At 54.9% G+C, this 13,306-nt stretch carries 12 protein-coding genes and 1 tRNA gene; 1 reads left to right on the top strand and 12 read right to left on the bottom strand.

The features are described from left to right. Positions 1–162: 162 nt before the first annotated feature. Entirely contained in the window at positions 163–849 is a 687-nt protein-coding gene (locus WEB64_RS15565; protein WP_368060618.1) for a hypothetical protein, read from the top strand. 20 nt (positions 850–869) lie between these two features. Here WEB64_RS15565 and WEB64_RS15560 read toward each other — a convergent pair whose 3' ends face one another. The 12 genes from WEB64_RS15560 to WEB64_RS15505 all read right to left on the bottom strand — a co-directional run bounded on the left by WEB64_RS15560 (position 870) and on the right by WEB64_RS15505 (position 13,250). Beyond that, positions 870–3,173, bottom strand: coding sequence for a putative bifunctional diguanylate cyclase/phosphodiesterase (locus WEB64_RS15560; protein ID WP_368060620.1), 2,304 nt, complete (start codon positions 3,171–3,173; stop codon positions 870–872). A gap of 16 nt (positions 3,174–3,189) precedes the next feature. Next, the gene (locus WEB64_RS15555; RefSeq protein ID WP_368060622.1) at positions 3,190–4,674 is read right to left on the bottom strand and encodes an ATPase domain-containing protein; all 1,485 of its coding nucleotides are present in this window, start codon (positions 4,672–4,674) and stop codon (positions 3,190–3,192) included. Between the two features lie 172 nt (positions 4,675–4,846). Beyond that, the gene (locus tag WEB64_RS15550) at positions 4,847–5,818 is read right to left on the bottom strand and encodes a calcium/sodium antiporter (RefSeq protein WP_368060624.1); all 972 of its coding nucleotides are present in this window, start codon (positions 5,816–5,818) and stop codon (positions 4,847–4,849) included. Between the two features lie 304 nt (positions 5,819–6,122). Then, positions 6,123–7,508: an FAD-binding oxidoreductase gene (locus WEB64_RS15545; RefSeq protein ID WP_368060626.1), complete on the bottom strand. Its 1,386-nt coding sequence runs from the start codon at positions 7,506–7,508 to the stop codon at positions 6,123–6,125. Positions 7,509–7,770: 262 nt separating this feature from the next. Then, complete coding sequence (locus tag WEB64_RS15540) at positions 7,771–7,965, bottom strand: hypothetical protein (protein WP_368060628.1); 195 nt, start codon at positions 7,963–7,965, stop codon at positions 7,771–7,773. A 246-nt stretch (positions 7,966–8,211) separates the two neighbouring features. Beyond that, entirely contained in the window at positions 8,212–8,499 is a 288-nt protein-coding gene (locus WEB64_RS15535; RefSeq protein WP_368060630.1) for a hypothetical protein, read from the bottom strand. Positions 8,500–8,619: 120 nt separating this feature from the next. Next, positions 8,620–8,973, bottom strand: coding sequence for a virulence RhuM family protein (locus WEB64_RS15530; protein ID WP_368060632.1), 354 nt, complete (start codon positions 8,971–8,973; stop codon positions 8,620–8,622). Positions 8,974–9,019: 46 nt separating this feature from the next. Continuing rightward, positions 9,020–9,259 (bottom strand): hypothetical protein, encoded by a 240-nt coding sequence (locus WEB64_RS15525; RefSeq protein ID WP_368060832.1) that lies wholly within the window; start codon positions 9,257–9,259, stop codon positions 9,020–9,022. Between the two features lie 59 nt (positions 9,260–9,318). After that, positions 9,319–9,394: transfer RNA gene (locus tag WEB64_RS15520), tRNA-Phe, on the bottom strand. 242 nt (positions 9,395–9,636) lie between these two features. Continuing rightward, entirely contained in the window at positions 9,637–9,909 is a 273-nt protein-coding gene (locus WEB64_RS15515) for an oxidative damage protection protein (protein WP_368060634.1), read from the bottom strand. Positions 9,910–9,963: 54 nt separating this feature from the next. Then, on the bottom strand, positions 9,964–11,037 hold the full coding sequence (gene mutY / locus WEB64_RS15510) for an A/G-specific adenine glycosylase (protein ID WP_368060636.1): 1,074 nt from the start codon (positions 11,035–11,037) through the stop codon (positions 9,964–9,966). Next, on the bottom strand, positions 11,037–13,250 hold the full coding sequence (locus WEB64_RS15505) for an AsmA family protein (RefSeq protein WP_368060638.1): 2,214 nt from the start codon (positions 13,248–13,250) through the stop codon (positions 11,037–11,039). Before WEB64_RS15505 ends, mutY begins: the two co-directional genes overlap by 1 nt. Between the last annotated feature and the right edge of the window lie 56 nt (positions 13,251–13,306).

The raw sequence follows: 13,306 nt of genomic DNA, 5'->3' as shown, positions 1-13,306 counted from the left end.
GTTGCCTGGTTGCGAATTAGAGTCAACCAACAAATGGGAGAATAGCACCTGGCTTCAAAGATGCAAATGATTCCCATTACAAATATTGGAAGTGGCCAGGTGTTGGCTGAGGGTGTCGCTTGCATCTAATATTTCGGAGAGATCTGTGTTAACGGAGGTGGGATGAATATTGCAACCCGGAGTCGCAGCATTCCATTATGGTGGTTGGCGCTCGCAGCCGGACTTGTCCCGCTGATCACCATCCATGGGACCTTCGCCATCTCGATCTTCGAAGGCTACGTATCCTGGTGCGTGCCCTACTGGGAAAGTTGCACCAGCATCAGCCGAACAGGGCGTTACGGTACGGCCTATTTTGTCTTCAAAGGTGCCATGTTGCCTGCGGCTTTACTCGGTATATTGTTCTGGTGGCTTAACGGCCGATGGTTGCTGCAACTGGCCGCACCTGGCCGCGGCTGGCGTTGGGTTCCATGGCTGGGGCTGGTGGCGTGCGTCGCGCTCGCCGCCTACACATTAGCGCTTGGCCATGAAGGAAAAGGTTTTAATGTCACTCGTCGTATCGGCGTCGTGTTGTATTTTTCGTTGACGTATATTGCGCAACTGCTGATCAGCTCGGCACTGAAAGGTCACCCGCGCTGGCATGTAAGTGGAAAACGCCTTTTGTGGCTGTGCGAAGTCACGCTGTCAGTGGGAATCCTCTCCGTTATCCTGACAGCTGTAGTACCTGATCTGTACAGCAAGATGGATGATGCCTTTGAATGGGTGCTGGCACTTCTGATCAACCTGCATGCACTTTGGGTTGCCGCCCTCTGGCGTCAGAGTTCGTTTCAGGCGAGGTTATGGGCACATTGAGCGGAGTGCTCTTGCTTCAGCTATACGGAAGGCCGTGCGATTTGGGTAGCAGCGGTCGCTGGCAGATTCAGGTAGGCCAGTAGCTCATCAGCGGGCATGGGGCGAGCAAACAGAAAACCCTGAATAAGATTGCAGCCAGCCTCGACAAGCGCCTGGAGTTGGGAGGAGGTTTCGATGCCTTCGGCGACGACATCCAACCCCAGACTTTTAGCCATCTGAAGAATGGCTTTAACCATTTCCAGGCTCTCCCAGTCTTCGGGCACCTTGTCCATAAAGGATTTGTCAACTTTGAGCTTACTGACGGGCAACGCTCTGAGACGGCTCAGGGAAGAATACCCAGTGCCGAAGTCATCAATGGCAATTTCAAAACCGCGCTCATGCAAGATTTCCAGAAAGCCTTCGGCCTTGCGAATATCCGCCATCATGTAACCTTCAGTGACTTCCAGCATTAGTGCACTGGCCGGTAAGTCGTGGCTACGGAGCATATCTTCCAATTGGTCAATGAGGTCGGCCTGCCACAATTGGTTAGCTGATAGATTTACCGACAACTTCAGGTTCGGCAATATCTGGCGGCAGTGGGCGAGGCTGCTGCAGGCCTCTTTGAGCATCATCTGAGCGGACCGCGAAATCAGCCCGGTTTCTTCCAGCGTCTGCAGGAAATAGGCGGGCGTAGCGACACTGCCGTCAGGGAGTTCCAATCGCATCAACGCTTCTATGTACTCAACCTGTCCGGAACAGATGTTGATAATGGGCTGGAAATAGGCACGGAACGCACTGGTGTCAACCGCTCGATACAAGTCGTTCTTCAAGGCCAGCTTCTCGCGGTGCCTGGTCGACAGCTCTGTGTAATAGAAGCGATAACGTCCCCGGCCTGTCGATTTCGCCTCATACATGGCGATGTCGGCACAATTGACCAACGTGCTGGCCTTGGTGGTATCGGCGGGGTAAAGGCTGATGCCGATGCTGGCCCCTAGGTGGTGTTCCAGAACACCATCTTGGAAGGGCTTTTTGAGTGCATCGATCAGGCGTTGAGCCAGATTTGCCGCTGCCTGTGCCACTGCAGAGACTGGATCATCGGTGCTGGTGATCAGCTCATCCGATTCGTCGAAGCGCATCAGAACGAGAAATTCATCCCCGCCCAAACGGGCGACAAAATCCTCGTCTCGTGCCACCCCTTCGAGCCTTTGTGCGACAGCGTGCAGAAGATTGTCACCCACTTCGTGACCCAGGCTGTCATTAATGCGTTTGAACCCGTCCAGGTCAATGAACAAAACGGCAGCCACTCGATGGTGTCGGGCGAATTCTGCATCCAGCTTGTGGAGCTCTTCCATGACCCACTGCCGGTTAGGCAGCCCGGTCAGTGAGTCTCGGTAAGCGCTATTCCAGGCCAGGGCGCGTTGCTCCTTGAGGTGGCTTCGGACTCGCAGGGTACCAACGCCAAAGGAAATATTTGCCGCCAGACGCTCGAGAAGGTGGACTTCGTCATCCGTGAACGCCTGTACTTGCGCGCTGTAGATGGCGAGCAAGCCAACTTCGTCCTTACCGAATATCAGTGGAATAGCCACTGCAGACTGTATGCCATAGGTTTTTGCAAGCCGGCGCCAGGGGCGAAACACAGGGTCAATGGCAATGTTCTGGCAGACCACCGGTTTCTGAGTCCTTACCGCCACCGCGCCTGGGCCTTTGCTGTGCAGACCATTCTGCCAGTTCAGTTGCAATTGGTCGGCGTAGTCACCGATACCTCCGGCCTTGGCCAGAATTTTCATACTCTGGGCCTGATCTTCCTGAGTCACTCCGATCCAGGCAAGCGCGTAATCGCTGAGGCTGATCAGACTGTCGAGGACCGATTGGAATAGCTGCTGCTCGCTCTCACCACGCAATACCAGCTCGTTTCCTGCAGCCAGCACCTGATAAGCGCGGTGGGTACGCTTACGGGCAATCTCGGAGAGATTGAGATCCGCACGCTGCTGCGCTGAAAGCGCCTGAAGCTTCAGCAAGTTATCGACTCGCGCTTCCAGTTCCAAACGGGAGGAAGGCCGGATCAGAATTTCATGTACTTCGGTTCCTAACAGGTTGCGAACCCAAGGTGCTTGATCACGCTGCAGAAGCAGCAATACTGGCAGCAGCGCGGGAGCGAACTCACTCCGACGGGTTTGAAGATCCTTTCGCAACAGCAAAAACGTGGTCAGGTCTACCACTGCTATTTCGAACGACTCGTCCGGTAGGCAGGACCCTGAAGCCTCTATAACTTCATGCTGAGGCAGGGATTCGTGAAAAACCTGTTTGTTGCCCGGCTGGGTGAGTGATACCAGTAAACGTGCCAAAACCGCTTTCTCCTCGTCAGGATCTTGTTATATCTGGGCCATTATGATCCTGGGATTGCCAGGGAATTCCTCGTAAGATTCCCCGAAGATGGTAAAGCGGCTCACCGACCCAGATGCCATCAGATCTGATTTCAAATCCGCGCAGACTTTTCTCGAAATCGCCGGTACGTTTCTTGAGTACACCGATGGTTTTGCACACTTCGCCCCGATCCTCCCGGTAACGCAGCAGGATAAGAGTATCGCCGAGATGACTGATAGGAGGATCAGTCGGCTGAACGTTATCGCTGGCGATCGTTGGAGTTTCATTGATGATCAGGACCGTTACGCCCATACCGGTCAAGTAACGGCACAGTGCGTGCAAACGTTCAATGATTTCGTCTCCCGCCACCGACAGGCGAGATACCGACATCTGATAACCGGAAGAACTGTCCAGCATCACGGTTTGCACCCCGCGTAACTCCACTTCTTCACGGACAGCCAAAGCCAATTCGTCCGGGGAGTAGCGCATGGGTTCCACAGGGCGGATATGCAGCTTGCCAGTTTCGATTATTTCATCTATTGGCATCCCGATTGAACGACAGCGATCCATCATGGTCCAGTTGTCTTCTTCAAAGGTATACACCACGCTGCTTTCGCCTCGCCTAACGGCAGCGAGCAAAAATTCCATTCCCAATGTGGTCTTACCCACACCGGTGGGACCGGAAATGATGGTGACCGTGCCCCGATTGATGCCACCGTTCAGAATCTCGTCAATTCGGGGAATGCCCGAACTAAGAAGGTGTCGTTCGAAGCTCCGAGCGTGGTCTTCTGGCACCAATCGTGGAAACACTCGCATGCCGTTAGCGGTCAGGCGTAGGAAATGCGCGCCGTCAGCGAAACCGGAACCTCGGAATTTGGTAACACTGATGCTGCGTCCTTCCTGCATGCTTTGTAGTTCAATGACGCCATCGCAGATAAACTGGAGATCGCCGCCTGCATTCTCACTGAAGGTGGCGGAACCAGCTTCGGAGGTAAACAGGACGGTGGCGCCAGTCGCCGCCAGGTGATTAAAAAGCGCCTGGCATTGCCTGCGGAACTGGTAACCATCCGGCGACAGGTAAAGTAACGAGGACAGCGGCTCTATAACGATCCGTGCAGGTCGGAATTCATCGACCGCATCACAGATTCGCTGCAACACCGGGCTTAGCCCCAGCTCGGAGCTTGGGACCACATCAAAGGCGGCGCTGACTTCCTCGTGTAGCAAGCCTGGAGACATGTCCTGAAAATGAAGCTTGAGAGAGGTGAGGCCCAACGTATCCGCTAGCCATTGAATCGTGTCGCTGTTCTTGTCGAAGGTTATATAAAGCGAGTCTTCTTCGGGATTTTGCGTAAGAAAGTGCAGGCTTAGTGTGGTTTTACCGCTTCCCGCACCCCCATTAACCATATAAGTGCGTTGGGGAAGCATGCCTCCAAGCATGATTTCATCCAAGCCTGGAATGCCTGTAGATATGCGGTCAACCACTTAAGGCCCCTTGCTGCTAACGTGAGTGTTGGGCCTCGATTCCTTTCAGGGAATGGTTCGGGCGAATGTTTCAGGTGTGTTGGTCCTGACTATAGGTAGTAGAGCCTATACGGCAATCTGTCACGTTTGCATAACATAGGTTAAATTTTTGTGAAAAATTGCTGGCCGCCCACTATTGGCCGAAAGACGTGACCACCAGATAGCTGGTATAGCCCACGAAGCACGCCAGCAGAAACGTACCTTCAACGCGATTGATGCAACCTGGGCCACGGAAGCCGTAGCCGAGGACAAATAGTGAAAGGGTCAGTGCCGCCATCACCATCAAGTCCCTGCTCAATATCTCAGGCGCAACAGCCATTGGCGAGATCAGCCCGGCAATACCAACCACCGCCAGAGTATTGAACAGGTTGGAGCCGAGAATGTTGCCCAACGCCAAATCGTGCTCGCCCTTGCGGGCCGCGATGACCGACGAGGCCAGCTCTGGCAGGGAGGTGCCAACCGCCACAATGGTGAGGCCGATGATCAGGTCACTGACACCGAATGCAGAGGCCAGATCTACCGCACCCCACACCAGGATGCGCGAACTTACAATCAGCAGTGCCAGCCCCACAATCAGCCAGAGCACCGCGGATTTTACCGGCATAGAGTGGGCTTTCAGTTCCGCTTCAATGTCGGAGCCCATTGGATCGAGCCTTTGAGTCATTCCCTGACGGATAGACCACGCCAGCAAGACGACGAAAACGCCAATCAGAACCAACGCATCTATAAAACTTAGCATGCCGTCCCATAACTGCAAGATCGCCAGCAGCGTGATCGCCGTCAGAATCGGTAACTCCTTGCGCATGACCTGAGAGTGGACAGCGATCGGACTGATCAGCGCCGTGATCCCCAGGATCAGAGCAATGTTGGTAATATTCGAACCGTAAGCATTGCCCAGGGCTAGACCGGGGTTGCCCTGGCTCGCAGCGAGTGCGGATACCACCATTTCCGGGGCCGAAGTGCCGAACCCCACCACTACCATACCGATCAGCAATGGCGGCATGCCGAAATGGCTGGCGGTCACGGCAGAGCCCTCCACAAAACGGCCTGCACTCCAGACCAGCAGAACGAGACCAGCAAAGATGGCGAGCAGGGCAAGAAGCATGATTTATCCTTATGGAGCATCGCAGGAGAGATTCGGGCGTAGTCTGCAATTGCCGGGCTCTCCTTGGCAATCTGTACTTGTACATCTGGCAACCCTGGAGGGTTAAGTCCGGCTGCAGGCCTTCGGCCAGCCAACTCCGCACCGTAATCATTCCTCCCGCACCACATCGGTGCTATAAAATATTTTTCTTCAGTGTCTTACGCTAAATCGCGCTTACAAAAACCAATAGGGAATGATGCGGGGCATAGCCAAAAGCTGAGTTAGGCTTGGCGTTTCCCCCCGAATTGCAAAGCCAAGGGAGTTGTCAGCGGGGAGGGATATTTTGATTAACCCGGAACAGGTTCTCCGGATCATACTTCTGCTTAACCTCCACCAGCCGCTTGTAGGCTTCCCCGTAGGCAAACTCGACCCGATCAGCCTCATCATCGGTCAAAAAGTTGATGTAAGCGCCACCGCTGGCATAAGGCTTGGCGGCATCAAAGAATGCGCGTGCCCACTGGCGGCAATGCTCATCTTCCTCGGGCGTTTCCCAGCGTCCATGCACATTCATCACATAGTTTGCGTCTCGGCTGGAATAGGCCATAGCGTCGTGCGCCACCCGGCCAGTCTGCCCCCCAATTGAAGCAATAAAGATTTCACAGTGGGGCGATGGCAGCTTGCCCCCGAACTCCAGCGCAACCTGAATTACATCATCGGTCAGCTTTACGAAGTTGTGGGACTTCCAGTAATTCCGCGCACCTTTCGTCAACAACGGGTCAAACGCCTGCTGCCAATCAGCGTAAGGCTGAACTCCAACATGCTCTCCGTGCGCCTTGCCAAAGGAGCGCAGGGGCTCGATCAGTTTTTCTCCAGCGTCCGGGTCCCCGGCATAGCAAATTGCCAAGGCGACAACCGGCTCACCATGAACCGACTCAGGCAGAAAGGGCAGTGGCGGCGCATGGCGAATTACCAACCACACGCTGAGTTCATCGGGCATGGTTTCAGTGAATCGCGCAAACTGAGTCACCACCGACGTAGCTTGGTCAAACGGAAAAACCATCAGCCCACTCAGCAATTCCGGCCCCACAGAGTGAAGCTGGAACTCGAACCGGGTAACAATTCCAAAGTTTCCGCCGCCGCCTCGCGTACCCCAAAATAGGTCCGGATTCTCTGTGGCACTGGCGCGAGTCCGACGCCCATCAGCGGTAACCATGTCCACGGAAATCAGGTTATCGACAGTCATGCCAAACTTACGACTGAGCCAGCCAAATCCACCGCCAAGGGTTAGTCCCGCGACACCCGTGGTGGAATTGATACCCAGCGGCGTCGCCAATCCATGCAACTGGGCAGCTGCGTCAAAATCTGCCAGTGTGCAGCCCGGCCCCACGCAGGCACGTTGTTTATCAGCATCGACCTTAATGTCCTTCATTTGCGACAGGTCGATCATCAGGCCGTCGTCGCACACTGCATTGCCCGCGATGTTGTGGCCCCCGCCCTTGACTGAAACCAGCATAGACTGATCACGCCCAAAGTGAACCGCGGCCACCACATCATCCGCCGAATGGCACTGAGCAATCAGCGCAGGCTTCCGGTCAATCATGGCATTCCAGATTTGACGAGCCTCGTCATATCCGGCATCTGCAGGCTCAAACACAGAGCCGCCTAAATGCCCTCTGAAGGTGTCAATCGTTCCTTGCGCTAACGTAGTCATAGCCATCTCCTTGCCCTAACGTAGTCATAGCCATCTCCTTGCCCCATAAAACTCCGCTTTCTATCTTGCGCCCATCCAGCAGGAACATCATCGCGTTATTAGACTGTTTAAGAACTATGGCGGAACTGTTAGCAGATTTGGGTAAAGAAAACGGGGAATAAAAACGTATGGAGTCTGTGGCGCGACAGGTCTTTAAGATTCTTCTACTGACTATCGGCTCTGGGCAGCAGGAGGGTGTAGCTCAATAATTAAACGCAATACATCAATCAGCCCCTACCATCTTCGGGATGCCTTGAGTGGCGGTATGACTGAGTCGAGCGGCCAGTAACAACACCTGCCGGTAGTCAGCCGGTTCCGGGGACTCACCATCCGGTGCAAGATTTGGTCCGTGGGCAACTTCCCCGCGGCCTTCGGCGAACCATTCCAGGCATTGTTGTTCCAACTGATCTTCAGTCATACAACCGTCCTATTTCCTAAGCGGGCTCCTTCAACAGCAGAAAGTGCTCAACCAGCCGGATCATCGGGTTTTCTGATCCGGCAGGCTTTCAGCCACCAGAAGGGCCAATGCCACCAGGGTATTGTCTTTGATAAGTTGTTCTCCTGGCCTTGCCAGTAATGTCGCATTTCGGCGCAGGTACCACAAAAACAGAAAAGAACCACAGCGCTTGTTACCGTCCGCCAGCGGATGGTTCTTGATGACACATTAGAGCAGATGAGCGGCGCGGGTGGCGATGTTCGGATAGAACAGCTCATCGCCGAAGCATTGCTCTATCGTAGCAAGGGCAGAGGTAAGGCCATCGCCGCGTAATTGGCCGAACAGTTCGGTGGCCTCGCTTTTGGCGATCAAGATCTGCTTGAGCTCGCTAATGGCTTGCAGCGCCTCATCCAGCTCCAGCGGCTGCATATCCAACTGCTTGATGCCCACTTCAGCCAACTGCTGCTTGTCGTAGCCCTGCAGGAGGCTCCAGGAACGGGCGTAATCGCTGATCACACGGGCAACAGCTTCGCCTTGGTTGGATACCAGGCCTTGATTGGTCAGGGTGCGACTGAGCAGGTTGACGGCTTGCTCGAACTCTATGCCGCGCTCGGTGAGGCGGCGCTGGTTAAGGGTCTAGCCTTGGGCCAGGTGGTCTTTCAGAACTTGGGTGGCCCATTTGCGAAATTGCACGCCACGCTGGGATTTCACCCGATAGCCAACGGAGATGATGACATCCAGGTTGAAGTAATCGACCTGGTAAGTTTTGCCGTCAGCGGCAGTTGTTGCATTTTTTGCAACAACTGAATCCCGGTCGAGCTCGCCTTCCTTAAAAACACTGCCTATGTGCCGGGAAATTACAGATTTCTCCCGGTCAAACAGCCTGGTCATCTGGTCCAGACTGAGCCAAACGGTTTCTTGATCCAGCGCCACTTCCAGCTGCGCCTGGCCATCGCTTGAGGTGAAAATCCGTACTTTTTGTTCAGTCATGACTGTTCCTTGTCGTTCGGTGTAAAAGGGTCAGTATAACGAGGCGTCATTCCTTTGCCAGACGGCTCTCAGAATCAATCGGGCGAACTGCCAAGGATTCCTTGATAGTTGGTGTTTGCCGCTCCACATCCTGGCCGCTGTCATCGAGCTTGTTCTCGATGATCACCAGATTGCCGTCCTTGTCGATGGCCAACAGGTCCAGCCACTCGCGGAGAATTGAATCCCTTAATAACTCAAGCAGGTAACCTCCAAAACAGTTAGTTGGGGAGCTTAGAGGAAGGGGCAAGGTGCTGCAATTCCAGAACCAACAAAGCCCGCACAAGGCGGGCTAAGTCATTGTAATAATGGTGCCCGGAGGCGGAATCGAACCACCGACACGAGGATTTTCAATCCTCTGCTCTACCAACTGAGCTATCCGGGCATGTTGCAGGTCTGATGTGCAACGGGGCGCTATTAAACCGGTTTAGGATGCCTGAGTCAAGGCTGGCCAGAAAAATTTGATTAGTCACTTCCACAGCTTGAGAGCACCGCCAAAGAGCGGATTTACCAGACCGTCAATTGCCATAAATGGCAATTGCGAGCCTACAAGGATGATCTACGGCGTGTCTGGTAAATCCGCTCTTTGGCGGTGCTGAGCTCATATTTCAAGTTGCCTCGATTATTTCATTGTTCGGGCGGCACATAACCTTCGGCTTTATCAAACGGCTCGTTGTTGAGGAAGCGCTCCATCTGAGCCTGCAGATATTTGCGGGAGTTGGGGTCCATCATGTTGAGGTGTTTTTCATTGATCAGCATGGTCTGCTGGCTTTGCCATTCCTGCCAGGCTTTTTTCGAAACGGTTTTGTAGATGTCCTCACCTTTCTTGCCAGGCATCGGAGGCATGTCGAGGCCTTCGAGTTCTTCGTTGTACTTGCGGCATAAAACCGTGCGGCTCATGGGAACTCCTTTGGGCGGTTGCCGATTGTCGATGATTGAGCGGATGGTAGCAGATCAGAGCAGCACAGGTTGCGCCGGGGAGGTGAGTAGGGTGCGTATAGGGGCTGGCAGGCCCAGGGAGAGGGCTTCATCCCGGTAGACCCAGCGTTGGTCGTCTCGGTCGGCGATTGCTGCGCTGTAGGCCCTGTTTGCAACCGTCAGTCTGGCTGGCTGAATATGCAGGTGGTAATGGCTGAAGGTGTGGCGAAAACCCGCATCGAGCTGTGCCTCGCCGCAATCCAGGCCGAAACTACTCTCACAAGCCTCGCTTAGCTCATCTGCACTATAGGCAGCGTCCAGTTCCGGCAGGCTCCAGAGGCCGCCCCAGATACCGCTTGGGGGTCTGCGTTCCAGCAGGATTCGGCCGTGATGGTCTTCCAGTATCACCATCCAGGTGGTTTTCTCAGGCTTTGTTTTCTTGGGTTTGGAGGCGGGGTAGAGCTTCATCTCGCCGCGCTGGTATGCCAGGCAGGTCGAGGTCAGTGGGCAGTGCTCGCAAGCGGGGCGGCTGCGAGTGCAAACCATGGCCCCCAGATCCATGATGGCCTGGGTATAGTCGCGAATTCGCTGGTGTGGGGTGTGGGTTTCGGCATGCCCCCAGAGTTGTCTGAGAACTTTGGTGTCTCCTGGCCAGCCGGGCACCGCATGATGACGTGCCAGTACCCGCTTGACGTTGCCATCAAGAATGGTGGCGCGGTGGTCGAAGGCCTGGGCCAGGATGGCGGCGGCGGTAGAACGCCCGATTCCGGGGAGGGCTTCGAGTTGCTCCTGATCAGCGGGAAATTCTCCGTGATGCTCCTGAACTATGGTCTGAGCCGCTTTCTGAAGATTGCGGGCCCGAGCGTAGTAACCGAGGCCAGACCAATGCCCCAGAACATCGTCAACCGGAGCTTCAGCCAGGGTCCGGACGTCCGGGAACCGGGCCGTAAAGGCCCGGTAGTAAGGGATGACTGTCGCCACCTGGGTCTGCTGCAGCATGATTTCCGATAGCCAGACTCGATAGGGCGTCCGGTTATCATGCCAGGGCAGGTTTTTCCTGCCGTGGCTGTCGTACCAGCGCAACAGTCGTTCGGCAAAGCTTGCTGGCATCAGTTGAACAGGCCTTTGAGAGCGTCTTTCACTTTGTCCGACGTTTCGCCGTCAAGGCGCTTCTCAAGCTCTTTTCCGACCTTGTCGTCGATGGCTCTTTCCACTTCCTTGGTGGCTTTCTGGCGGGCCGCGCTGGCAGCCATATCCTTGAGGGTGTCGCGGAATCGGGAGCCGTCGAAAGAACACAGGCTCGCAGGCTCTTCGGTCAAATTGCCGCGGCATTCAAGCGGGATAACAGCGCCTTCCACGTATTCTGTTACGCGGCAGGCTTCATCCCGGTGAATTTCACCCACGACCCTAAGGCCAATTTCGTAATCCAGTTCGGAGGCTTTCAGGTCAACGGTGCCGTCGCCACGCAGCTCCATACCCGCGAGTGCAGCCACCAAATCGGTATTATTCAGCGTGTTGCCATCTATCTGGATGGTACCCTTCATGTCGTTGAAAGGTGTGCTTTCGCCCCAGTCAGAGGCTGACAGTGTTTCACCATTGACCAGCGCGATACCCTGGCAGGCCATGCGAGTCATGTTCATGCGGGTGAATTTTCCTTCGGCGAGGTTGAAGTTGATCTCACCCTTGGCTTGCTCCCGAATCGCCGACATACGATTGCCCCGGGTGTTGATGTTCATATCCATGTTGGCTGCGCCGGAAAGCAGGTCCACTTCCGCAAGATCGGTCAGTAAGGGCAAGGTTTCTACATTGGTGACCTGGTTGGCGATTACCCACTTCGGATTGTCTGTGCGGGCGTCCAGGGTAACGTTGGCGTTGAACTCGCCGTAGTAGAGCTGACCGCTGAACTCGTTCACCTTGAGCAGGCCCTTATCGGCGGTGACGACTGTTTTGATTTCGGCAATGTTCAGGTTGCTGATGATGAGCTCATCAAGACCGAGATTGATGTCGAGTGCCAACTCACGAAGCGTTTCCAGCGGAAGCAGGTCTGATTCCGCCGTTTCTGCTGCTTCTGCAGATTCAGGAGAGCTTTCCCCGGCGCCAGACCCCGAATCTGCCTCACTTTCCTCACTGGCGGGTGGCAGGTAACGATCTGCGTCGAATTTATCACCGGTCAGGTTGAGCCCAATCGCGCTATTGCTCAGGGCGTAGCTTGCGTTACCTTCAAAGGTAGTGTCATCGACTCTGATGGTGAGGTCGCTAAGTTCCACCTGACCGGCCGGGCCGCCAATGTCGGTCGAGAACCCGATGTCGTTGAGTACGTCAGGGTCCTGAGTTTCAGGAGCGGGTTGGCCGAGGGTGGAGAGTAATTCCTTGAGGGAGAATTCCGGAATATTTACATCCCCACTTACTGTAGGTTGGTCCCCAAAACCGCTGACGTTCAGGTTGGTGATCAGCTCCATATTGGCCAGTGCTGCCCGAAAATCTGTCAGGCTGGCAGTCTCGTTTTCGGTATTGGCTTTCAGGGCGCCCGTCAGCCTTGCCTGCACTGTCTCGTCGCCGAACGGCGCACCACTGAGGCTGAACTGGCTGTCCAGCCCGTTGATCTCAAATTCGTTGAGAGTCTCGTTGGCGAACAGTTGGGCGTTGATGCGACCATCCACATCGAACTCGGGCTCGCCAGTGGCAAATCGGAAGGCGAGCTCAAGGGGGAATTTTTTGCCCAGCGCGATCTGGCTTGCGCTGAGGCTGAAGTCTTCAAGAGTGATCGACTGACCGGTGCTTTGATCATCGTAGTGCACCTGGGCATTGGTAATGCGAATATCTTCCACGCTGAATTTCAGGGGTTCGTCGCCGGTTTCTGTTTGGTTTGAGGCCGGGTCAGCCGGGGCGTCCGTTTCAGAAGTGTCCGCTGTGGCAGGCTCGGCGGCGGCTTCCGGCTCGGGCATTACCCGTGTCCAGTTACCCGTGCCATCCTCGGCAACCCTCAATCTTGCATCCAGCCCGTCCAGTACAAATGTGTTCACCTGTGGCGACATGGCGATCAGGGACCAGAAATCGACCTGGGCAACCAGCTGGTCCAACCTGACCAGGCGCTCGCCATCAAGAGTTGCTTCGACATCGTTCAGCTCCAGACCCAGAGGAATGATCGACCAGCCAATGTCGCCGGCGAGAACCAGATCAAGATTGGTTTTGTCTTCCACGGCCTGTTCTATTTGCGGCTTGTAGGTATTGGGGTCAATCACAAATATGGCTACCCCAATGGCAATCACCACCAAAACGATCACTGCGAGCAGTGCGAGAACGATGTTACGGACTACTTTCATTGGTTCAGCATCCTTTCGGGTAGAGGCAGGGCTTTAATGCCGGATGTCATCAAGGA

Source organism: Marinobacter sp. (assembly GCF_040882185.1).
Taxonomy (GTDB): domain Bacteria; phylum Pseudomonadota; class Gammaproteobacteria; order Pseudomonadales; family Oleiphilaceae; genus Marinobacter.
Note: the sequence above shows the minus strand (reverse complement) of the source record. Positions and strands in the feature narration are given on the sequence as shown.